This window comes from Ruegeria sp. N4 (assembly GCF_056531425.1).
In genome coordinates this window covers 216613-238902 of the sequence record NZ_JBQFLT010000006.1, presented here as the reverse complement: position 1 = coordinate 238902, position 22290 = coordinate 216613, and the positions used below count along the sequence as shown (strand labels likewise).

The 22290-nt window shown below is 60.0% G+C and carries 27 protein-coding genes; 25 read left to right on the top strand and 2 right to left on the bottom strand.

The features are described from left to right. Positions 1-88: 88 nt before the first annotated feature. From ACR0LW_RS11895 to ACR0LW_RS11775, 25 genes are all read left to right on the top strand, one after another. Positions 89-454 carry an NADH-quinone oxidoreductase subunit A gene (locus tag ACR0LW_RS11895; protein WP_170451948.1) on the top strand — a complete coding sequence of 122 codons (366 nt, stop codon included), beginning with the start codon at positions 89-91 and terminating at the stop codon, positions 452-454. Then, complete coding sequence (locus ACR0LW_RS11890; RefSeq protein ID WP_037307875.1) at positions 445-978, top strand: NuoB/complex I 20 kDa subunit family protein; 534 nt, start codon at positions 445-447, stop codon at positions 976-978. The genes ACR0LW_RS11895 and ACR0LW_RS11890 overlap by 10 nt, the downstream gene beginning before the upstream one ends. Positions 979-990: 12 nt before the next feature. After that, positions 991-1596: an NADH-quinone oxidoreductase subunit C gene (locus ACR0LW_RS11885; protein WP_170451946.1), complete on the top strand. Its 606-nt coding sequence runs from the start codon at positions 991-993 to the stop codon at positions 1594-1596. Further along, complete coding sequence (locus tag ACR0LW_RS11880) at positions 1596-1769, top strand: hypothetical protein (RefSeq protein WP_170451944.1); 174 nt, start codon at positions 1596-1598, stop codon at positions 1767-1769. The genes ACR0LW_RS11885 and ACR0LW_RS11880 overlap by 1 nt, the downstream gene beginning before the upstream one ends. Positions 1770-1773: 4 nt before the next feature. Then, on the top strand, positions 1774-1899 hold the full coding sequence (locus ACR0LW_RS11875; protein WP_480882769.1) for a hypothetical protein: 126 nt from the start codon (positions 1774-1776) through the stop codon (positions 1897-1899). Then, positions 1899-3122: an NADH-quinone oxidoreductase subunit D gene (locus ACR0LW_RS11870; RefSeq protein WP_480882768.1), complete on the top strand. Its 1224-nt coding sequence runs from the start codon at positions 1899-1901 to the stop codon at positions 3120-3122. The genes ACR0LW_RS11875 and ACR0LW_RS11870 overlap by 1 nt, the downstream gene beginning before the upstream one ends. Further along, the gene (locus ACR0LW_RS11865) at positions 3119-3511 is read left to right on the top strand and encodes a hypothetical protein (RefSeq protein WP_480882767.1); all 393 of its coding nucleotides are present in this window, start codon (positions 3119-3121) and stop codon (positions 3509-3511) included. Before ACR0LW_RS11870 ends, ACR0LW_RS11865 begins: the two co-directional genes overlap by 4 nt. After that, a complete protein-coding gene (nuoE, locus tag ACR0LW_RS11860) occupies positions 3511-4644 on the top strand; it encodes an NADH-quinone oxidoreductase subunit NuoE (RefSeq protein ID WP_480882766.1) in 1134 nt (377 codons plus the stop codon). Before ACR0LW_RS11865 ends, nuoE begins: the two co-directional genes overlap by 1 nt. Positions 4645-4677: 33 nt before the next feature. Next, on the top strand, positions 4678-4905 hold the full coding sequence (locus ACR0LW_RS11855; RefSeq protein ID WP_170451938.1) for a DUF5337 domain-containing protein: 228 nt from the start codon (positions 4678-4680) through the stop codon (positions 4903-4905). A 6-nt stretch (positions 4906-4911) separates the two neighbouring features. After that, positions 4912-6210, top strand: a complete 1299-nt coding sequence (nuoF, locus tag ACR0LW_RS11850; protein WP_170451936.1) for an NADH-quinone oxidoreductase subunit NuoF — start codon at positions 4912-4914, stop codon at positions 6208-6210. A 5-nt stretch (positions 6211-6215) separates the two neighbouring features. After that, a complete protein-coding gene (locus tag ACR0LW_RS11845; RefSeq protein ID WP_170451934.1) occupies positions 6216-6632 on the top strand; it encodes an MAPEG family protein in 417 nt (138 codons plus the stop codon). A 5-nt stretch (positions 6633-6637) separates the two neighbouring features. Then, entirely contained in the window at positions 6638-7021 is a 384-nt protein-coding gene (locus ACR0LW_RS11840; RefSeq protein WP_480582124.1) for a hypothetical protein, read from the top strand. Positions 7022-7119: 98 nt separating this feature from the next. Beyond that, a complete protein-coding gene (locus ACR0LW_RS11835) occupies positions 7120-7524 on the top strand; it encodes a DUF5333 domain-containing protein (RefSeq protein WP_480882765.1) in 405 nt (134 codons plus the stop codon). 3 nt (positions 7525-7527) lie between these two features. Beyond that, positions 7528-9546 (top strand): NADH-quinone oxidoreductase subunit NuoG, encoded by a 2019-nt coding sequence (nuoG, locus tag ACR0LW_RS11830; protein WP_480882764.1) that lies wholly within the window; start codon positions 7528-7530, stop codon positions 9544-9546. A gap of 195 nt (positions 9547-9741) precedes the next feature. Next, positions 9742-10779 carry an NADH-quinone oxidoreductase subunit NuoH gene (gene nuoH / locus ACR0LW_RS11825; protein WP_170451928.1) on the top strand — a complete coding sequence of 346 codons (1038 nt, stop codon included), beginning with the start codon at positions 9742-9744 and terminating at the stop codon, positions 10777-10779. Position 10780: 1 nt separating this feature from the next. Continuing rightward, positions 10781-11275 (top strand): NADH-quinone oxidoreductase subunit NuoI, encoded by a 495-nt coding sequence (nuoI, locus tag ACR0LW_RS11820; protein ID WP_068347504.1) that lies wholly within the window; start codon positions 10781-10783, stop codon positions 11273-11275. Further along, positions 11272-11682 (top strand): carboxymuconolactone decarboxylase family protein, encoded by a 411-nt coding sequence (locus tag ACR0LW_RS11815; protein WP_480707942.1) that lies wholly within the window; start codon positions 11272-11274, stop codon positions 11680-11682. The genes nuoI and ACR0LW_RS11815 overlap by 4 nt, the downstream gene beginning before the upstream one ends. Beyond that, a complete protein-coding gene (locus tag ACR0LW_RS11810; RefSeq protein ID WP_170523561.1) occupies positions 11679-12281 on the top strand; it encodes an NADH-quinone oxidoreductase subunit J in 603 nt (200 codons plus the stop codon). Before ACR0LW_RS11815 ends, ACR0LW_RS11810 begins: the two co-directional genes overlap by 4 nt. 4 nt (positions 12282-12285) lie before the next feature. Beyond that, the gene (gene nuoK, locus ACR0LW_RS11805) at positions 12286-12591 is read left to right on the top strand and encodes an NADH-quinone oxidoreductase subunit NuoK (protein ID WP_005984024.1); all 306 of its coding nucleotides are present in this window, start codon (positions 12286-12288) and stop codon (positions 12589-12591) included. 7 nt (positions 12592-12598) lie between these two features. After that, the gene (gene nuoL / locus ACR0LW_RS11800; RefSeq protein ID WP_480882763.1) at positions 12599-14776 is read left to right on the top strand and encodes an NADH-quinone oxidoreductase subunit L; all 2178 of its coding nucleotides are present in this window, start codon (positions 12599-12601) and stop codon (positions 14774-14776) included. Continuing rightward, positions 14776-16320: an NADH-quinone oxidoreductase subunit M gene (locus ACR0LW_RS11795; RefSeq protein WP_170451917.1), complete on the top strand. Its 1545-nt coding sequence runs from the start codon at positions 14776-14778 to the stop codon at positions 16318-16320. Before nuoL ends, ACR0LW_RS11795 begins: the two co-directional genes overlap by 1 nt. Before the next feature lie 15 nt (positions 16321-16335). Next, positions 16336-17778 (top strand): NADH-quinone oxidoreductase subunit NuoN, encoded by a 1443-nt coding sequence (gene nuoN / locus ACR0LW_RS11790; RefSeq protein ID WP_480882762.1) that lies wholly within the window; start codon positions 16336-16338, stop codon positions 17776-17778. A gap of 54 nt (positions 17779-17832) precedes the next feature. Then, complete coding sequence (locus tag ACR0LW_RS11785; RefSeq protein WP_480882761.1) at positions 17833-18582, top strand: biotin--[acetyl-CoA-carboxylase] ligase; 750 nt, start codon at positions 17833-17835, stop codon at positions 18580-18582. Positions 18583-18593: 11 nt separating this feature from the next. Beyond that, a complete protein-coding gene (locus tag ACR0LW_RS11780) occupies positions 18594-19373 on the top strand; it encodes a type III pantothenate kinase (protein WP_170523570.1) in 780 nt (259 codons plus the stop codon). Further along, on the top strand, positions 19370-21037 hold the full coding sequence (locus tag ACR0LW_RS11775; protein ID WP_480882760.1) for a ribonuclease J: 1668 nt from the start codon (positions 19370-19372) through the stop codon (positions 21035-21037). The genes ACR0LW_RS11780 and ACR0LW_RS11775 overlap by 4 nt, the downstream gene beginning before the upstream one ends. An 8-nt stretch (positions 21038-21045) precedes the next feature. On the opposite strand, the gene ACR0LW_RS11770 is transcribed toward ACR0LW_RS11775, so the two are convergent. Both ACR0LW_RS11770 and ACR0LW_RS11765 read right to left on the bottom strand, forming a co-directional pair. Beyond that, positions 21046-21747 carry an NUDIX hydrolase gene (locus tag ACR0LW_RS11770; protein WP_170451906.1) on the bottom strand — a complete coding sequence of 234 codons (702 nt, stop codon included), beginning with the start codon at positions 21745-21747 and terminating at the stop codon, positions 21046-21048. A 25-nt stretch (positions 21748-21772) separates the two neighbouring features. After that, positions 21773-22180, bottom strand: a complete 408-nt coding sequence (locus tag ACR0LW_RS11765; protein WP_480582104.1) for a DUF983 domain-containing protein — start codon at positions 22178-22180, stop codon at positions 21773-21775. Positions 22181-22290 lie beyond the last annotated feature (110 nt).

Genomic DNA, 22290 nt, shown 5'->3' with positions numbered 1-22290 from the left:
CCTCTGATCCCGCAGGGATACAGAATATCCAGTCAACACGCCAATTGACGGCGCGCCTTGTCGGGGCCGCGCAAGAAAGGAGCCACTCGTGGAAGAGTTGTTGCGGGAATATCTCCCGATCCTGGTGTTTCTGGCCGTGGCCGTGGGCCTTGGAATCGTGCTGATTCTGGCGGCCGTCGTCCTTGCTGTCCGCAATCCCGATCCGGAAAAAGTCAGCGCATATGAATGTGGTTTCAACGCGTTCGACGACGCCCGGATGAAATTTGACGTTCGCTTCTATCTGGTCTCGATTCTCTTCATCATCTTCGACCTGGAAATCGCCTTTCTGTTTCCGTGGGCCGTTGGCTTCAAGGACATCAGTGATGTGGGGTTCTGGTCCATGATGGTGTTCCTGGCGGTGCTGACCATCGGCTTTGCCTATGAATGGAAGAAAGGGGCCCTGGAATGGGAGTGATGACGGGTGCAAACACCGCCGGCGTCGACAAAGAAGTCGCCACCCAGGCCCTGAATGCCGAATTGCAGGACAAAGGGTTCCTGCTGACCTCGACCGAAGACATTATCAACTGGGCCCGCACCGGTTCCTTGCACTGGATGACCTTTGGTCTGGCCTGCTGCGCGGTCGAGATGATGCACACTTCGATGCCGCGCTATGACGCTGAACGGTTCGGTATCGCCCCGCGCGCGTCGCCGCGTCAGTCGGACGTGATGATCGTCGCAGGCACCCTGACCAACAAAATGGCCCCGGCGCTGCGCAAGGTTTACGACCAGATGCCCGAGCCGCGCTATGTGATCTCGATGGGGTCCTGCGCGAATGGCGGCGGGTATTACCACTATTCCTATTCGGTGGTACGCGGCTGTGACCGTATCGTCCCGGTAGACATTTACGTCCCCGGCTGCCCGCCAACTGCCGAGGCGCTGCTATACGGTCTGATGCAGTTGCAACGCAAAATCCGCCGCACCGGCACGATTGTACGCTGAGGGAGAGGGCAGATGAGCGAAGCACTCAAGGAACTTGGCGCGCAGCTTGAACTGAAGCGGTCCGACTGCGTGCTGTCGTGGGACGTCACCCATGGTGAGTTGAACGTCGATGTCGCTCCGTCGAGCCTTGTTGAGTTCATCGAGTTTCTGCGCAGTGACCGCAACTGTCAGTTCTCGACCCTTGTGGACATTACCGGCGTTGATTACCCCGAACGGGCCAAGCGATTTGATGTGGTCTATCACTTCCTGTCGATGTACCAGAACCAGCGCATTCGCCTGCGGGTTTCGATCCGCGAGGAGGACATGGTACCCTCGATTGTTGACGTGCACCCCTCGGCCAACTGGTTCGAGCGTGAGGTGTTCGACATGTTCGGGATCCTGTTCTCGGGCCACCCCGACCTGCGGCGTATCCTGACCGACTATGGGTTCCGAGGCTATCCACTGCGAAAGGATTTCCCGACCACTGGCTACACCGAGGTGCGCTATGACGAGGCGCAAAAGCGCGTGGTCTACGAACCCGTCTCGCTGGTGCAGGAATACCGTCAGTTTGATTTCATGTCCCCGTGGGAAGGTGCGAATTACATCTTGCCGGGGGATGAGAAACAGGAGGCCGAGTGATGGGTGGTATCTGGTGGTTGATCCTTTCCGCGCTGACCATCATCCCGATGGTCAAGATACTGCCGTTCTTCGGGATCAACAAAGTCTGGTGCCTGCTGTGCCTTGTTCCATTTGGCACGATTGCCCTGCTCTGGTGGGTCGGGATCAAGCTACAGGAATTGGAGCGCCGCTGAGATGATGCTGGGGGAACTGATCGCACTGGGGGCGCTGGGCGTTCTTCTGGCCGGGGCCGCCGCCAAGGCCGCCGAGGCGGAAAAGGTCCGGGTCCGGGCTGAGGCGAAAAAGAAGAAACGGGGGCGTTGATGGACGGCTCAAGATACGATGACGGCAGCACGGACGCGCTGAGCGGAGAACAGAAGATCCGCAACTTCAACATTAACTTCGGCCCGCAACACCCTGCGGCGCACGGAGTTCTGCGTTTGGTGCTTGAGCTGGACGGCGAGATCGTCGAGCGTTGCGACCCGCATATCGGCCTGCTGCACCGTGGTACCGAAAAGCTGATGGAAAGCCGGACCTATCTGCAGAACCTGCCGTATTTCGACCGTCTGGATTATGTCGCTCCGATGAACCAGGAACATGCCTGGTGTCTGGCTATTGAAAAGCTGACCGGGGTCGAGGTGCCGCGCCGTGGGTCGCTGATCCGGGTTCTGTATTCCGAGATCGGGCGCATCCTGAACCACCTGCTGAACGTGACCACGCAGGCGATGGACGTCGGTGCGCTCACCCCGCCGCTCTGGGGGTTCGAGGAACGCGAAAAGCTGATGGTGTTCTATGAGCGTGCTTGCGGTGCCCGCCTGCACGCCGCCTATTTCCGCCCCGGTGGCGTCCATCAGGACCTGCCGCCCGAGTTGCTGGACGATATCGAAGCGTGGAGCCACGAATTCCCTGCCGTTCTGGACGATATTGACGGTCTGCTCACCGAAAACCGCATCTTCAAACAGCGCAACGCCGATATTGGCGTCGTGACCGAGGATGACATCCAGAAATACGGTTTCTCTGGCGTGATGGTCCGTGGGTCGGGTCTGGCCTGGGACCTGCGCCGCGCGCAGCCCTATGAATGCTATGACGAGTTCGATTTCCAGATCCCCGTCGGCAAAAATGGCGACTGCTATGACCGTTATCTCTGCCGTATGGAAGAGATGCGCCAGTCGCTGCTGATCATCCGTCAGGCCATCGCCAAAATCCGCGAATGCCCCGGAGATGTTCTGGCCCGTGGTAAGATCACTCCGCCGAAACGCTCGGACATGAAGACCTCGATGGAGAGCCTGATCCATCACTTCAAGCTGTATACCGAAGGTTTCCACGTCCCCGCTGGCGAGGTTTACGCCGCCGTCGAAGCCCCTAAGGGCGAGTTCGGCGTCTATCTGGTAGCCGACGGCACCAACAAACCTTACAGGGCCAAACTGCGCGCGCCCGGATTCCTGCATCTGCAAGCCATGGATCATGTCGCCGGAGGGCACCAACTGGCCGACGTCGCCGCGATTATCGGGACGATGGACGTTGTGTTTGGGGAGATTGATCGGTGAATGCCCACGCTGTCACAGTAGGTTTGTGTTTTTTTGCCCTGACCGCGTGTACTACGCAGTCGAACTCGGGGGGGCCAAATGTCTATCGTATTGCAGGGCCTGAAATCACGCGGCAGGACATGACGGAGGCGGTCAACTACATTGTGCAAGCTTTTGAGGCGTCAGATTGCGAAATGTCCTACAATGAATTTCATGGCCAATTACAAAAAGACGGTTCATTCAACGCTTCGGAAAAGGCGAAGAAGAACGGTAGTTTTGTAGAACTAGAACAGTTGCACGCTCGTTCGATTGCAGACGAAGCCGCCAAAGCCATGGTGAAGAAAAAGGCTTTAATTGTTGAAGCGAAAAACCCGGTTGTGTATCGCCTAACTGTTGGAAAGTGTGCTTAATGCTTCGCCGTCTTCACCCCGAACAACCCGAAAGCTTCGCCTTCACCACTGCCAACCAGCAATGGGCCGAAGCGCAGATCACCAAGTACCCTGAGGGCCGTCAGGCCAGCGCGGTGATCCCGCTGCTGTGGCGCGCGCAAGAGCAGGAGGGCTGGCTGAGCCGTCCGGCGATTGAATCCGTCGCTGAGATGCTGGGGATGGCCTATATCCGCGTGCTCGAGGTCGCCTCATTCTACTTCATGTTCCAACTGCAACCGGTTGGGTCGGTCGCGCATATTCAGGTGTGTGGCACGACGTCGTGCATGATCTGCGGGGCCGAGGATCTGATCGCGGTCTGCAAGGAAAAGATTGCCGCCAAGCCGCATGAACTATCCGCCGATGGCAAGCTGAGCTGGGAAGAGGTGGAATGCCTTGGATCCTGTGCGAATGCTCCGATGGCTCAGATCGGTAAGGACTATTACGAAGACCTGACGACTGAAAGCTTTGGTAAGATCATCGACGATCTGGCCGCTGGCAAAGTACCGACGCCGGGCCCGCAGAACGGGCGCTATGCGGCGGAACCGCTGAGCGGGCTGACCAGCCTGACCGAACATGACGCCGGGAAACCTGCGCAGAATGCCTCGGTCGCTTTGGCGACCGGTCTGGGCGATACCGTCAAGCGCATCGACGGGACCGAGGTTCCGATCCTGACGCCGTGGCTGGACAAGGATGGCAAACAGGCCGGAGCCTCGGCTGCGGCGAAACCGCCCAAGGCGCCTGAACCGGCGAAACCTGCGGTGAAACAGGCGGAAGAAGCCAAGGCCAAGCCTGCGCCCGAAGAGGCAAAGGAAGATCAGCCCAGAACACTGCCCGAGGCGCGCGGGGGCTTGCCCGACGACCTCAAACTGCTGAAGGGCGTAGGGCCGAAACTGGAAGAGAAACTGAACGATCTGGGCTTTTTCCACTATGATCAGATCGCCTCGTGGACGCCCGAGCATGTGGCCTGGGTCGATGCCCGGCTGAAGTTCAAGGGCCGGATCGAGCGGGACGGCTGGATCGAACAGGCCGCTAAGCTTGCGGTGGGTGATGAAACCGAATTCGCCAAACGTGCCAAAGAAGAAGGCACGTATGATGAGCAGACAGACGAAGACTAAATGACGGGTGCCCATTCGGGGCATCGAGGTGAGATGGACAAAGACAAGGAACTGGCCATAGCCCGCAAGGGCCGTCACATCGGCATCGTCATCGCGGTGACGATGGCGTTCTGGCTTGCCATGAACCTGTTCATCGGCCCTGCCATGGAACTGACCGCGCGCCATGCGCTGCTGTTCGACCTCGCCGCGCTGGCCGGGTTTATCTATGCGGGCGTCAACATTTTTCAACTCTGGCGCATGCGTCAGGATAGCCAAGGGTAACACGCGATGCTGAAGGATCAGGACCGGATCTTTACCAACATCTACGGGATGCACGAGCGTACGCTGCGCGGCGCGCAGGCGCGTGGGCATTGGGACGGCACCGCTGGCCTGATCGAGAAGGGCCGCGACTGGATCATCCAAACGATGAAGGACTCTGGTCTGCGCGGTCGCGGTGGCGCGGGCTTCCCGACCGGGCTGAAATGGTCTTTCATGCCCAAGGAAAGCGATGGCCGCCCGTCTTATCTGGTGGTGAACGCAGATGAATCCGAGCCGGGCACCTGCAAGGACCGCGAGATCATGCGTCACGATCCGCACACGCTGATCGAAGGCTGCCTGATCGCCTCATTCGCGATGAACGCGCATACCTGCTATATCTATTTGCGCGGCGAATACATTCGCGAGCGTGAGGCGTTGCAGGCCGCGATTGACGAAGCCTATGACGCCGGTCTGCTGGGCAAGAACGCGGCAGGCTCGGGTTGGGATTTCGATTTGTTCCTGCATCACGGGGCAGGGGCCTATATCTGCGGTGAAGAGACCGCCCTAATCGAAAGCCTTGAGGGCAAGAAGGGCATGCCTCGTATGAAACCTCCGTTCCCGGCGGGGGCGGGGCTTTATGGCTGCCCGACGACGGTGAACAACGTGGAATCGATTGCCGTTGTGCCGACCATTCTGCGCCGGGGTGCCGACTGGTTCGCGGGTTTTGGCCGCCAGAACAATGCGGGCACCAAGCTGTTTGCGATCTCGGGGCATGTGAACAACCCCTGCGTCGTCGAAGAGGCGATGTCGATTTCCTTCGAAGAACTGATCGAGACCCATTGCGGTGGTATCCGCGGCGGTTGGGACAATCTGCTGGCGGTGATCCCCGGCGGCTCGTCCGTGCCATGCGTGCGCGGTGAGAACATGCGCGATGCGATCATGGATTTCGACTATTTGCGGGGTGAGTTGGGTTCGGGTCTGGGTACTGCTGCGGTGATCGTGATGGACAAGTCCACCGACATCGTAAAGGCGATCTGGCGGCTGTCGAAATTCTACAAGCACGAAAGCTGTGGTCAGTGTACGCCCTGCCGTGAAGGCACCGGCTGGATGATGCGGGTGATGGACCGTCTGGTGCGGGGCGAGGCCGAATTGGAAGAGATCGACATGCTGTTTGACGTGACCAAACAGGTCGAAGGGCACACGATCTGCGCCCTTGGCGACGCGGCGGCCTGGCCGATCCAGGGCCTGATCCGCAACTTCCGGGATGAGATCGAAGACCGCATCAAGGCCCAGAAATCGGGTCGCGCCAGTGCGATAGCTGCGGAGTAAGTCGAATGGAAGGTTTTGCCGAATACGCTCATGCCCTGGCCTCGCTGGTGATCTTCACGCTGGTTGTGTTGTTGCTTGCACCGTTCAGCGCCATGGCCAAGCAGAACAAGGGTCTGGCACCGGGCGCCACGCCCGAACAAGACTATGCGGACCGGGCCTATCGTCTGAACCGGGCCTATTTGAACGGCACGGAAACACTGCCCGCTTTTGTCATCGTTGTCGTGACCGCGATTTTGCTGGGGGTCAGCCCGTTTTGGGTCAACCTGTTGGCGTCGATTGCGCTGGTCGCCCGGCTTGTGATGCTGGGGGTTCACATTCGGGGCGTTGGTAAACCGCATTCGGGTGTGCGCTCGGTTCTGTATGTGCTGGCCTGGGCTTGCATGTTTGTTATTGGGGTTATGGCTTTGGTGGCTGCACTGTGATGGGAATGAGTTATAGAAATCAAAGGTTTGCGAAGGCAAGCCGGGCCACGACATGCCTGACCATCGCGACTTTGACGTTGCTGACGGCTTGCAGCACGATCACGACATCCCGAAGTGACCGGGTTTTGTTCGAAGGCAATTACTTCAGAACCAAGGCCAAAGCCGTCGATAAGAAAAGGGCACCGACCGAGTTCACGATCGTCGTCAACGGTGTATCAGCTTCCCTGAACGGCGCGCGTGAGGCCGGGCGGTATGAAGGGATCAAATACTGCGTGCAGAATTTCGGCTCATCCCGCATCGCGTGGAAGGTGGGGCCGGATACGGATCCGCAGCAGCTGCGGATCGACAACGACAAGCTGGCCTTTGCAGGAACCTGCCAAAGACCATGATGCGCGTTCTTGCATATCACGGCATGTCGCCGCGTCTGCTATCGCATAGCAGATCGGCGGGTTTTTGTTTTGGTGCACCCAAAACAAAAGGATCAATCATGTCTGTTGCAAAAACTCTGGCAGTGGCCGCGCTGATGACCGTGCCGGGCGCGATTCAGGCCAAACCTCCGCTAAGCGATGTAGCTGAGATCGACAACGAGCTTTATTATATCGCCATCGCAAACGAGATCTCCGAATACTGCCCCTCGATCAGCGGGCGGCGTCTGAAAGCGATTGGCGTGATGTGGGGGCTGCGGTCCAAAGCCAATGAACTGGGATATTCGGACACGGAAATCCGGGCTTACGTCGAATCGGATGCCGAAAAGGACCGGATGCGCGCCAAGGGCGAGGCGTATCTGGCGCAGAACGGTGTCTCGTACGACAAACCAAATTCATTCTGCACGCTGGGGCGGGCGGAAATCGAAAGAAACAGCGCCATTGGCGTGTATTTGAGGGCGAACTAGACCATGTCTGACCTTCGGAAAGTGAATATCGACGGACAGGAGATTGAAGTCGATGGTTCGATGACCCTGATCCAGGCCTGTGAAGAGGCCGGGATCGAGATTCCACGGTTTTGCTATCACGAACGCCTCTCGATCGCCGGGAATTGCCGCATGTGTCTGGTTGAGGTCGTGGGCGGCCCGCCGAAGCCTGCCGCATCCTGTGCCATGCAGGTGCGTGACCTGCGTCCGGGGCCGGAAGGGCAGGCACCGCAAGTCAAGACGAACTCTCCCATGGTCAAGAAGGCCCGCGAAGGGGTGATGGAGTTCCTGCTGATCAACCACCCGCTGGATTGCCCGATTTGCGATCAGGGCGGCGAATGTGACCTGCAGGATCAGGCCATGGCCTACGGCGTATCCGGTTCGCGCTTTAAAGAGGCCAAGCGGGCAGTGGACGATCTGGATTTGGGTCCGCTGGTCGGTACCGCGATGACCCGCTGTATCAGTTGTACCCGCTGCGTGCGCTTCACGACCGAGGTCGCCGGGATCACCCAGATGGGCCAGACCGGGCGGGGCGAGGATGCCGAGATCACCTCGTATCTGAACCAGACGCTCGACTCGAACATGCAGGGCAATATCATCGACCTGTGCCCGGTGGGCGCACTGACCTCGAAACCCTACGCCTTTACCGCCCGCCCTTGGGAACTGACGAAGACCGAAAGCATCGATGTGATGGATGCTCTGGGTTCGAACATCCGGGTGGACACCAAAGGGCGCGAAGTGATGCGCTTCCTGCCACGCAACCATGATGGCGTGAATGAGGAATGGATCAGCGACAAGACCCGTTTCGTCTGGGACGGTCTGCGGCGTCAGCGGCTGGACAAGCCCTATGTGCGTGAAAACGGCAAGCTGCGCCCGGCTTCATGGCCTGAGGCGCTGACCAAAGCGGCCGGGGCGATGAAGGGCAAGAAGGTTGCGGCGCTGGTCGGTGATCTTGTTCCGGTCGAGGCGGCTTTCGCGTTGAAGCAACTGGTCGAAGGTCTGGACGGCAATATTGAATGCCGTGTGGACAATGCGCGCCTGCCTGCTGGCAACCGGTCGGGTTATGTCGGCACGGCGTCGATCGAAGATGTTGATGATGCGAAATATATCCTGCTGATCGGGGCCAACCCTCGTGACGAAGCACCGGTTTTGAATGCACGCATCCGAAAGGCGTGGCTGAACGGGGCCAAGATTGCCAATATCGGACCGCAGGCTGATCTGACCTATGACGTTTTCCAGATGGGCGAGGGGCGGGATGCGCTGGCCGATCTGCAAAAGCACGAATTCGACGACATTCTGGAAAAGCCCTCGGTGATCATCGTCGGCATGGGTGCGCTGCGCGAAGCGGACGGCGCTGCGGTGCTTGGGCACGCCATGCAGGCAGCCGCGCGGACCAATGGTAAGCTGATGATCCTGCACACCGCTGCCGCCCGTGTTGGTGCAATGGATGTTGGCGCTGTGACGGAAGGCGGGCTTGAGGCTGCATTCGAAGGGGCCGAGGTGATCTATAACCTGGGCGCGGATGAGGTCGAGATCGATGATGGGGCCTTTGTGATCTACCAAGGTAGCCATGGCGACCGGGGCGCGCATCGTGCCGACGTGATCCTGCCGGGCGCGGCCTATACCGAGGAAAACGGGCTGTTCGTGAATACCGAAGGCCGCCCGCAACTGGCGATGCGCGCCGGGTTCGCGCCGGGGGACGCCAAAGAGAACTGGGCCATCCTGCGCGCCTTGTCGGCCGAATTGGGGGCGACACTGCCTTATGACTCGCTGGCGCAACTGCGCACCGCACTGATCGAGGCGGTTCCGCATCTGGCCCGCATCGACGAGGTGATCGAGAACGAATTTCAACCGCTCGAGGCAGGCCTTCTGGGCCAAGCCAGCTTCCGCCACGCGATCCAGGATTTCTACCTGACCAACCCAATCGCCCGCGCCTCGCAACTGATGGCCGAGCTGTCGGCGCAAGCGCAGGCGCGTAAGGCCGAAAAGATCGCTGCGGAATGAACCAGAGCTGTTTCATATCGCCAACCAGCGCGGCTGCCTTTCGGCAGGTCACCGCGCGGGGCGTGAATGTGGAACCAAAGAAAAAGGGTAGCGCGAGGGCGGCGGATGCTGTTTACACCTACGCGCCGACCCAGCCGCTGCCTCACGACTATCGTGACGCAGGCGGAAAACGGAATACCCACGGTGTGAGGACCAATGGCTGAATTCTTTAACACCCCAGGCGGAATAGCCATCATCATACTGGCGCAAGTGCTTGCCGTTGTTGCCTTTGTGATGATTTCGCTGTTGTTCCTTGTTTATGGTGACCGCAAGATCTGGGCTGCTGTCCAGATGCGTCGAGGCCCGAACGTTGTCGGTGCATACGGCCTGCTGCAATCGGTGGCGGACGCGCTGAAATATGTGGTGAAAGAGGTCGTCATCCCGGCGGGGGCCGACCGAACGGTGTTCATCCTCGCGCCGCTGACATCCTTCGTGCTGGCGATGATCGCCTGGGCGGTGATTCCGTTCAACGACGGTTGGGTCCTGTCGGATATCAACGTCGCCATTCTGTACGTCTTCGCCGTCTCCTCACTTGAGGTTTATGGCGTGATTATGGGCGGTTGGGCGTCGAACTCAAAGTATCCGTTCCTGGGCTCGCTGCGCTCAGCCGCGCAGATGATTTCCTATGAAGTGTCCATCGGCCTGATCATCATCGGCATCATCATCTCGACCGGTTCGATGAATTTCGGCGACATCGTGCGCGCGCAGGACGGCTCGTTCGGGTTCTTTAGCTGGTACTGGCTGCCGCATTTCCCGATGGTTTTCCTGTTCTTCATCTCGGCACTGGCCGAGACCAACCGCCCCCCGTTTGACCTGCCCGAGGCGGAATCGGAACTGGTTGCCGGTTATCAGGTCGAATACTCGGCCACGCCCTTCCTGCTGTTCATGGCCGGTGAATACATCGCCATCTTCCTGATGTGCGCCCTGACCTCGCTGCTGTTCTTCGGCGGCTGGCTGTCCCCGATCCCGGGCCTACCCGATGGCGTGCTGTGGATGGTGGCCAAGATGGCGTTCTTCTTCTTCATCTTCGCAATGGTCAAGGCGATCACGCCCCGCTACCGCTATGACCAGCTGATGCGGTTGGGCTGGAAAGTGTTCCTGCCGTTCTCGCTGGTCTGGGTGGTCTTTGTGGCCTTCGCGGCAAAATTCGACTGGTTCTGGGGCGCGTTCGCCCGTTGGAGCGTAGGAGGCTGATATGGCAAACATCGACTACACCCGCGCTGCCAAGTATTTCCTGCTGCAGGACTTCTGGGTCGGCATGAAGCTGGGTTTGAAGTATTTCTTCGCCCCCAAGGCCACCGTGAACTATCCGCACGAAAAGGGCCCTCTGTCCCCGCGCTTCCGGGGCGAACACGCGCTGCGCCGCTACCCGAACGGCGAAGAACGCTGCATTGCTTGCAAACTGTGCGAAGCGATCTGCCCGGCGCAGGCCATCACCATCGACGCCGAACCGCGCGAAGACGGCAGCCGACGCACCACGCGGTACGATATCGACATGACCAAATGCATCTATTGCGGCTTCTGTCAGGAAGCCTGCCCGGTCGATGCCATCGTCGAAGGCCCGAATTTCGAATTCGCCACGGAAACCCGGGAAGAGCTGTTCTACGACAAGGAAAAACTCCTGTCGAACGGCGAACGCTGGGAGGCCGAGATCGCCCGCAATCTGGAACTGGACGCGCCGTACCGATGACTGACAGCCCGACAAATCCGTTCGAGCTGATGATGAAGCAGGCTCAGGACATGGCCAAGGCGATGAACCCGGCGATGGAGAAATTCTCGCCCAAGGGGTTCGAGGCGCTGTGGCCGACCATGCCCAAAGAGGTCATGGAGATGATGTTCGGCAATACCGTCAACAAAGACGGGCTGGATGCCAAGACCCGCCTGCTGCTGACGCTGGCCGGGCTGACCTGTCAGGGCGCTCAGGCGGATTCAGCGGTGCGCCAGACCGTGCGCCACGCGCTGGAGGCGGGCGCAAAAAAACAAGAGATCGTGGAAACGATCGGTCAGATGTCGGTCTTTGCCGGCATCCCGGCCATGACCCGCGCGCTGGATCTGGCGCAAGAGGTCATGGGCGACAACGAGGATGAGGATCAATGACCGTCTTTGCCTTCTACCTGTTTGCCATCAGCGCCATCACCGGCGGGCTGTTCACTGTGATCAGCCGCCAGCCGGTGCATTCGGTGCTGTGGCTGATCCTGTCCTTCCTGTCGGCGGCGGGGCTGTTCGTGCTGCTGGGGGCCGAGTTCGTGGCGATGCTGCTGATCATCGTCTATGTGGGCGCGGTTGCGGTGCTGTTCCTGTTCGTGGTGATGATGCTGGACGTGGACTTTGCCGAGCTCAAGGCCGAGATGGCGCGCTATATGCCGTTGGCCCTGCTGATCGGTCTGGTCATTCTGATGCAGTTCGTCATGGCCTTTGGCGCATGGGACAGCGCGCAGGGCGCGGCGGCCAATCTGGCGCAGCCGGTCCCGGCGGACCGCCACAATACCGAGGCGCTGGGTGTCATCCTTTACGATCAATATTTCCTTCTGTTCCAACTGGCGGGCCTGATCCTGCTGGTGGCCATGATCGGTGCCATCGTTCTGACGCTGCGCCACCGTCAGGACATCAAACGTCAGGACATCGTCGCCCAGATGATGCGCGACCCGGCCAAGGCGATGGAGTTGAAGGACGTGAAACCGGGGCAGGGGCTTTAAGACGATGATCGGACTTGAACACTATCTTACGGTCGCGGCGACGCTGTTCGTCATCGGCATCTTCGGTCTCTTCCTGAACCGCAAGAACGTGATCATCCTGCTGATGAGCATCGAACTGATGCTGTTGGCGGTGAATATTAACCTCGTGGCGTTCTCCAGCTTCCTGGGCGATCTGGTCGGGCAGGTGTTCACGCTGTTCGTGCTGACCGTTGCGGCGGCTGAGGCGGCGATTGGTCTGGCCATTCTGGTCTGCTTCTTCCGCAACCGCGGTACCATCGCGGTTGAAGACGTCAATATGATGAAGGGCTAAGAGAACTATGGAAACCACCATCCTCTTTGCCCCGTTGGTGGGCGCGCTGCTCTGCGGGTTTGGCTGGCGCTTTATTGGCGAAAAGGCCGCCATGTGGACCGCCACGGGCCTGCTGTTCCTCGCCTGTCTGCTGTCATGGATCGTCTTCCTGACCTTCGATGGTCAAACCCAGCAGATCGAAATCCTGCGCTGGATCGAGAGCGGCTCGCTGTCGACAAGCTGGGCCATCCGACTGGACCGGCTGACCGCGATCATGCTGATTGTGGTGACGACGGTCTCGGCGCTCGTGCACCTCTATTCCTTTGGCTACATGGACCACGACCCGCAATGGCGTGAGGGTGAGAGCTATAAGCCGCGTTTCTTTGCCTATCTTTCCTTCTTCACCTTCGCCATGCTGATGCTGGTGACGGCGGACAATCTGGTGCAGATGTTCTTTGGTTGGGAGGGCGTGGGCGTCGCGTCCTACCTGCTGATCGGATTTTATTACCGCAAATCCAGCGCCAATGCGGCGGCGATGAAGGCGTTTATCGTCAACCGTGTCGGGGATTTCGGCTTTGCACTGGGCATCTTTGCGATCTTCTTCCTGACCGACAGCATCAATTTCTCGGACGTGTTTGCCTCGGCCCCGACGCTGGCTGAAACGCAACTGACCTTCCTGTGGGGGGAGTGGACGGCGATTGAGGTGATCTGCGTCCTGCTGTTCATCGGCGCGATGGGGAAATCGGCGCAGTTGATCCTGCACACCTGGTTGCCCGACGCGATGGAAGGCCCGACACCTGTCTCGGCCCTGATCCATGCCGCGACCATGGTGACGGCGGGCGTGTTCCTGGTCTGCCGCATGTCGCCGTTGATGGAGTTCGCGCCGGGCGCCACCGCGTTCATCACCTTCCTTGGGGCCTCGACCGCCTTCTTTGCGGCGACCGTGGGTCTGGTGCAAACCGATATCAAACGCGTCATCGCCTATTCGACCTGTTCGCAACTGGGCTATATGTTCGTGGCGGCGGGCGTCGGCATGTACTCGGCGGCGATGTTCCACCTGCTGACGCACGCCTTCTTCAAGGCGCTGTTGTTCCTTGGCGCGGGTTCGGTGATCCACGCCATGCATCATGAGCAGGAGATGACCGAATACGGCGGGCTGCGGAAAAAGATCCCCTATACCTTCTGGGCGATGATGATCGGCACGCTGGCGATCACCGGTGTGGGGATCCCGCTGACCACGTTCGGCTTTGCCGGGTTCCTGTCCAAGGACGCCATCATCGAAAGCGCCTTTGCCGGTGGAACGGGCTATGCCTTCTGGATGCTGGTGATTGCCGCTGTCTTTACCTCGTTCTACAGCTGGCGTCTGATCTTTCTGACCTTCTATGGTGAGCCGCGCGGTGACAAGCACACGCATGACCACGCCCATGAGAGTCCGATGACCATGCTGATCCCGCTTGGCGCGCTGTCTATAGGGGCCGTCTTTGCCGGGATGATCTGGTACAGCAACTTCTTTGGCCATACCGATAAGGTTGGCAAGTTCTATGGCATCCCCGTAGCCGAAGCATCCGAACACGCCGAAGGGCATGATGATGGGACTCATGCCGAGCACGTCGCCGACGGCACCGCTGATGCGCATCATGGGGACGAAGGCCACGCGGATGACGCACATGCAGATGAGAGTCATGCGGATGGCAGCCATGGAGAGAAAGACGCCCATGGCGGCGACCATCACTACGTGTTTGCGGGTGAGCCGGGCGAAGGCGCGCTGTATATAGCACCCGACAATACCGTGCTGGACGATGCCCATGCGGTTCCGAAATGGGTCAAGGTCTCGCCCTTCGTGGCAATGCTGCTGGGCTTTGTCGTGGCCTATTGGTTCTACATCGTGAACACCACGTTGCCCGCGCGCTTGGCTGCAAACCAGCGTCCGTTGTACCTGTTCCTGCTGAACAAATGGTACTTTGACGAGATCTATGACGCGGTCTTTGTCAAACCCACCGTGGCCCTTGGCCGGTTCCTGTGGAAACGTGGCGACGGCAATACAATCGACGGTTTCCTGAACGGAGTAGCCATGGGCGTTGTTCCCTTCTTCACCCGCCTCGCAGGCAAGGCGCAGACCGGGTACATCTTCACCTATGCCTTCTGGATGGTGCTGGGCATCGCAGCCCTTGTGACCTGGATGTCGATCGGCGGAGGGGCGCAGTAATGGACAATATCCTTTCCATCGTCACCTTCATCCCGGCCATCGCAGCGGGCATTCTGGCTCTTTTCCTGCACGGCAACGACGCAGCGGCGCAACGGAATGCCAAATGGGTCGCCCTGCTGGCAACCACGGTAACGTTCCTTGTCTCGATCGGCATCTACACCGGCTTTGACCCCAACGACACCGGCTTTCAGATGGTGGAAGAGGGTGAATGGCTGCTGGGCCTGAAATACAAGATGGGCGTGGACGGGATCAGCGTTCTGTTCGTGCTGCTGACCACATTCATCATGCCGCTGACCATTCTGGCCAGCTGGCAGGTGACAGATCGGGTCAAGGAATACATGGTGGCCTTCCTGCTGCTGGAAACGCTGATGCTGGGCGTGTTCATGGCGCTGGATCTGGTGCTGTTCTACCTGTTCTTCGAGGCAGGCCTGATCCCGATGTTCCTGATCATCGGCATCTGGGGCGGCAAGGACCGTATCTATGCCAGCTTCAAATTCTTCCTCTATACCTTCCTCGGCTCGGTGCTGATGCTGGTGGCGATGGTGGCGATGTATGCCGATGCGGGCACCACGGATATCGAGGCGCTGATGACCCATCAGTTCTCCTCCGAAGGGTTCAGCGTGTTGGGCGTCTATATCGTCGGCGGCATGCAGACGCTGATGTTCCTTGCTTTCTTTGCCTCGTTCGCGGTGAAGATGCCGATGTGGCCGGTCCACACCTGGCTGCCGGATGCGCACGTGCAGGCCCCGACGGCGGGTTCCGTGGTGCTGGCGGCGATCCTGTTGAAGATGGGCGGCTATGGCTTTCTGCGGTTCAGCCTGCCGATGTTTCCGGTTGGCTCGGCCGTGATGACCGATCTGGTGCTGTGGATGTCGGCGATTGCAGTGGTCTACACCTCGCTGGTCGCGCTGGTGCAGGAGGATATGAAGAAGCTGATTGCCTATTCCTCGGTCGCGCATATGGGCTTTGTCACCATGGGGATTTTTGCGGCGAACCAGCAGGGTATTGACGGCGCGATCTTCCAGATGCTCAGCCACGGGTTCATCTCCGCCGCGCTCTTCCTGTGCGTCGGCGTGATCTATGATCGGATGCACACCCGTGACATCGAGGCCTATGGCGGTCTCGTGATCCGAATGCCCGCCTATGCATTGGTCTTCATGCTGTTCACCATGGCCAATGTCGGCCTGCCGGGCACGTCAGGCTTCATCGGAGAGTTTCTGACCCTGATGGGCGCCTTCCAGGTCAACACGTGGGTGACGGCCGTGGCCGCGACCGGTGTGATCTTCTCGGCTGGCTATGCGCTGTGGCTGTACCGCCGGGTGGTGTTTGGCGATCTGATCAAGGAAAGCCTCAAGGCGATGACGGACATGAGCTCGCGCGAGCGGCTGATCTTTGCGCCACTGATCGTGATGACCATCCTGCTGGGCGTCTACCCATCGCTGGTCACGGATGTGATCGGCAACTCGACCGCCGCGCTGATTTCGAACTATGACACGGCTCTGGCCGCGGCTGAGGCTGCGACCCAGACGGCCGCCTCGCATTAAGGAGGCTTTGGAGACATGATCCAGGCTGATCTGACAATAATCCTGCCGGAAATCGTTCTGGCCGTATATGCGATGGTGGCTCTGATCGGGGCCGTCTATACGACGAAAGACGGGCTGGCCCCGGTTCTGGTCTGGACCACCGCTGGCCTGATGGCGCTGCTGGCGATCTGGATTGCCACCAACGGCGACGGCACCAACGTGGCCTTCAACGGCATGTTCGTCGATGACGGCTTTGCCCGCTTTGCCAAAGTCGCGATCTTGCTATCCGCCGCCGCCGTTCTGGTCATGAGCCAGGAATACATGGCCCGCCGGGGTCTGCTGCGCTTTGAGTATCCGTTGCTGGTGGCCCTGGCCGCTGTGGGCATGATGATGATGGTCAGCGCAGGCGATCTGATGTCGCTGTATATGGGGCTGGAGCTGCAGTCTCTGGCCCTTTACGTCGTGGCCGCGCTGCGCCGCGACAGTGCGAAATCGACCGAGGCCGGTTTGAAGTATTTCGTGCTGGGCGCGCTCAGCTCGGGCCTTCTGCTATATGGCGCGTCGCTGGTTTATGGCTTCACCGGAACCACCCTGTTTTCGGGCATCATCGCGACTGTACAGGCCGGAGATGTCTCGGTTGGCCTGCTGTTTGGTCTGATCTTCCTGATCTCGGGTTTGGCCTTCAAGGTCTCGGCGGTGCCGTTCCATATGTGGACGCCGGACGTGTACGAGGGCTCTCCGACCCCGATTACCGCGTTCTTTGCAACCGCGCCGAAAGTGGCGGCGATGGCCCTGTTCGCGCGGCTGCTGCATGACGCATTTGGCGGCATCGTGAAAGACTGGCAACAAGTGATCGTGCTGCTGTCTGTGCTGTCGATGCTGCTGGGTGCGGTCGCCGCCATTGGGCAGCGGGACATCAAGCGCCTGATGGCGTTCTCGTCGATTGCGCATATGGGCTATGCGCTGATCGGTCTGGCCGCAGGGACCGAGTTGGGCATCAAGGCGATGCTGATGTATCTGGCCATTTACGTGACCATGAATATCGGCACCTTCGCCTTCATCCTGATGATGGAACGTGATGGCAAACCCGTCACCGACATTGACGCCTTGCGCCAGTATTCCAGGCATGATCCGGGCAAGGCGCTGGCGGTTTTGATCCTGATGTTCAGCCTTGCGGGCGTGCCGCCGATGCTTGGGTTCTTCGCCAAGTTCGGAGTCTGGCAAGCGGGCGTCAGCGCGGGTCTGACGGGTCTGGTCATCGTCTCGGCCATCGCCTCGGTCATCGGTGCGTTCTATTACCTGCGGATCGTGTTCTACATGTATTTCGGGACCGACAACGAGGAACCAATTGAAACGCGGTCATCGCCCGTATTGTGGGTCGCCCTGATGGGATCGGCAGCCCTGATGCTGATCGGCGTATTCTATCAGTTCGGTGTCGAGGGCGCAGCGGCGGCTGCGGCGGCAACGCTTGTCAACTGATCGTCTTGAACACTGTGAAGGAGGGGCTCGGTCGCGCGACCGGGCCTTTTTGATATGACCAAATGGCCCCAAGGCTACGGCCTGCACGAAGTGCAGGAAGTCGATAGCACACTGAACGAAGCGACGCGCATCGCCCCAAACGCCAGCGGTCCGGTGTGGATCATGGCGCATCACCAAACGGCAGCGCGCGGACGGCGCGGGCGGGCCTGGGCGAACCCCATGGGCAATCTGGCCGCGACCTTGCTGATGCGTCCGCAAGGCGCGCCGGAACAATCGGCTTTGCGCAGCTTCGTGGCCGCGCTGGCCCTGTTTGACGCCTGTGTGGCTGTCACCGGGCGGGCGGACGGTCTGTCGCTGAAATGGCCCAATGACGTTCTGCTGAACGGCGGCAAGCTGGCGGGAATCCTGTTGGAAAGCACCGGGCAGGGGCGCGGCGTGGCCCATCTGGCCATCGGCATTGGCGTAAATCTGGCCTCGGCCCCCGACCCCGAGGCGGTGGAACCCGGTGCAATGCGCCCCGTCTCATTGCTGTCCGAAACCGGGGCCCATGTCACACCCGAGGATTTCCTGACCGAACTCGCCGCCGCCTATGCCCGTTACGAGACCCAGTTTGTCACCTATGGGTTCGAGCCAATCCGCACCGCCTGGCTGGCCCGCGCGGCGCGTCTGGGTGAGGTCATCACCGCCCGTACCGGAACGTCAGAGACGGTCGGCACCTTCGAAACGGTGGACGCGGGGGGCAACCTTGTCCTAAACACCGCGAAAGGTCGCGTGAGCATTCCCGCGGCGGATGTGTATTTCTGAAAGGGGCGCAGATGCTTCTGGCCATCGATTGCGGCAACACGAACACCGTATTCTCGATCTGGGATGGCGAAACCTTCCTGTGCACCCTACGCACGTCGACCCATCATTCGCGCACGGCGGACGCCTATTTCACCTGGTATTCGACGCTGGTGAAACATTACGGCATCGAGGCCGAGATCACGGATGTGATTATCGCCTCGACCGTGCCGCGCGTGGTGTTCAACCTTCGTATATTTGCGGATCGGTTCTTTGGCTGCCGGCCATGGGTGGTGGGTAAACCCGATTGCCTGTTGCCTGTGACGCCCCGCGTGGATGAAGGCACCGTGCCTGGCCCGGATCGTCTGGCCAACGCGGTCGGGGCGTTTGACCGGCATGGCGGCAATGTGGTGGTGGTGGATTTCGGCACCGCGACCAATTTCGACGTCGTGGCCGCCGATGGCGCTTATGTCGGCGGTATCATTGCGCCGGGGGTGAACCTCAGCCTGGAGGCTTTGCATCAGGGCGCTGCGGCGTTGCCGCATATCGACATTACGCGGCCGGACAAAGTGATTGGCACGAATACGGTTGGCTGTATCCAATCCGGCGTGTATTGGGGCTATTCCGGTCTGATCGAGGGGCTGATCGCCCGCATCAAGGCCGAATACGGAATGCCGATGAAAGTCGTTGGAACCGGAGGGCTCGCACCCTTGTTCGATCAGGCCGACGTGGGGTTCGACGCAATCGAAGATGATCTGACGATGCACGGCCTGACCGTGATCCATCGCTATAACAAGGAAAATGGCTCGACATGAGCAGCGAAAGACTGATCTACCTGCCGCTGGGCGGGGCCGGTGAAATCGGCATGAATGCCTATGTGTATGGCTATGGTGAGCCGGGCAAAGAACGCTTGATCCTCGTCGATCTTGGGGTGACGTTTCCGGATATGGATACCACGCCGGGGGTTGATCTGATCCACGCCGATATTTCATGGCTGCAGGACCGCGCCGACCGGCTTGAGGCGATCTTTATCACCCACGCGCACGAAGATCACGTGGGCGCCGTGGCCCATTGTTACGAAGCACTTGGCGCGCCGGTCTATGCACGTGCTTTCACCGCCAATATCGCCCGCCGCAAGATGGACGAACATGGCCACCCCGAAGACGCGGTGCGCACCGCCTCGGCCTGGCCCGAGCAGGTCTCGGCTGGTCCGTTCACCGTGGGTTTCCTGCCGGTCTCGCATTCGATCCCCGAAAGCGCGGCGCTGGTGATCGACACGCCTGCGGGCCGGATCGTGCATTCGGGCGATTTCAAACTGGACGCGAACCCGGTTGTGGGGGAACCGTTTGACCCGGACCTGTGGACCGAGGTTGCCAAATCGGGCGTCAAGGCGCTGGTCTGTGACAGCACCAATGTGTTTTCAGCCCATCCCGGACGATCGGAATCCGAAGTTGGGCCCGAGATCACAAAACTGGTTGAAAGCGCCCAAGGTATGGTTGTGGCGACCACCTTTGCGTCGAACGTGGCGCGGGTGAAGACATTGGCAGAGGCCGGGCAGCGCGCCGGGCGGTCGGTTGTTCTGCTGGGCCGCGCCATGCGCCGGATGATCGAGGCGGCGACGGAAACCGGCATCCTGTCGGACTTCCCCAAGGTGATCAGCGCCGAAGAGGCGGTGGACCTGCCGCGCCAGAACCTGATGCTGATCGTGACCGGCAGTCAGGGTGAACGCCGCGCCGCCAGCGCGCAACTGGCGCGTGGCAAGTATCGCGGGATCGAACTGAAAGAGGGCGATCTGTTCCTGTTTTCATCCAAGACCATTCCCGGAAACGAGCGCGGCGTGATCTTCATCATGAACCAGCTTAGCGAAAAGGGCGTGGATGTGGTCGATGACAGCTCGGGGCTGTATCACGTCTCGGGCCACGCCAACCGGCCTGATCTTGAGAAGGTGCATGCGCTGACTGACCCTCAGATGGTCATCCCGATGCACGGCGAACATCGCCACCTGCGCGAACATGCGAAACTGGCCGAGGCTGGCGGGCGGACCGGTATCCTTGCGGTCAACGGCACCATGTTGGACCTGACCGGCAATGCGCCCAAGGTTGTGGATTATGTCGAGACCGGACGCACCTATCTGGACGGCACCGTCAAGATCGGCGCGCTGGACGGCATTGTCCGCGACCGTATTCGCATGGCGCTGAACGGGCATGTCACGGTCACAGTCATTCTGGATGAAGAGGACGAGCCGCTGGGCGAACCCTGGTGCGATATGATGGGCCTACCGGAAACCGGAACCTCGCGGGCCGCTTTGGTCGAGGTGCTGGAGGAAGACCTGAACCAGTTCCTGATGCGGGCCGAGGCCAAGACCCTGCGCGACGATGACAAGCTGGAAGAGGCGATGCGCCGGATCGTGCGTCAGACCGCCAAGACCGAGATCGGCAAGAAGCCCGAAGTTACCGTTGTGATCAGCCGGATGAAGTAAGCCCGGCGTCAGTCGGCATCCGGCATCGGGTATCCGCGCAGGCGCAGAAACAGGCTGGCCTCATCCTGGTTCTGGTAGAAGGGAACCGATGCCGGTGGCGTCGGATCGGTCACGCGCGCTGCGATTTCGGCCAGAACAACTTCGGTGATGAAGGGCAGGTCCAGATCACGGGCGCGGTCCAGCTGGACCCATTGCAGATGCGACAGCTCGTCCGAGGCGCGGCTGAAATCGTCCAGATCGCCCTGAATCTCATCCGCATCGACCAGAAAGAACCGCGCATCAAACCGGCGTGGGCGGCCGGGCGGCGTGACCGCGCGAAAAACGAACTGTAAGCCTTTGGCGGATGGCAGAAATCCCATGTCGGCAAATTCCGCCCAATCCTCGGGCACGGTCGCGGACCAAGTGCCGGGCTGCCCCAGAACCAGTCCGGTTTCTTCCCACAATTCGCGTATCGCAGCGGCGGCCAGCGCGGTTTGCAGATCGGGCGCGGATTGTTCGGCAAGCCGGTCTTGACACAAACCGGGCAGCGGCGTGGCCAAAGGAACACTCCCGTCCGACGGGTCAACCGCGCCGCCGGGGAAAACAAACTTGTTGGGCATGAACACGGCATTGGTGCCGCGTTGCCCCATCAGAATCGACGGATCCGTCAGGCGATTGCGCAAGACAATGACTGTCGCCGCGTCCCGTATTGCTGTTTTGTCGATGCTCATGCGTGGCCGGTTCCGATGGATGACCTCATGAGGCTTTCTCGAACCCGTTCATCCGGCGTGCCCATTGATAGGCCACCATGGCCCCCTTCAGGCGGGGCAGCAGGTACAGCGACAGCGCCACACAGGCAATGGAAAAGCCGATTGCCATGGTCCACGGATCCGGCCGCCAATGCACGTACGAGACGTGCAGCGCGGGGGCCAGCAGGTGCCCGACCACCAGAATCGTCAGGTATGCCGGGCCATCATCGGCGCGGTGATGAAACAGCTCCTGCCCGCAGTTCGGGCAGTGGTCGTTCACCTTCAGATAGCTGTGCAGCAGCTTGCCCTCACCACATTTGGGGCACCGGCCACGAAAGCCTTTGACCAAAGCAGGCCATGTCGGGCGCTCATCTTCGGTCGGGGTCTCGATCGTCTGGTCCATAATATAACTCATGCGCTCATCTTTGCCGGATATTGCGCCTTGTGCCCGCGAGTTTAAAGGGGGGTGCGTCGCTTTGTGCCGATGCGGGCAACGACGCGCCCAAGCCAAATATCAAAAAAAGT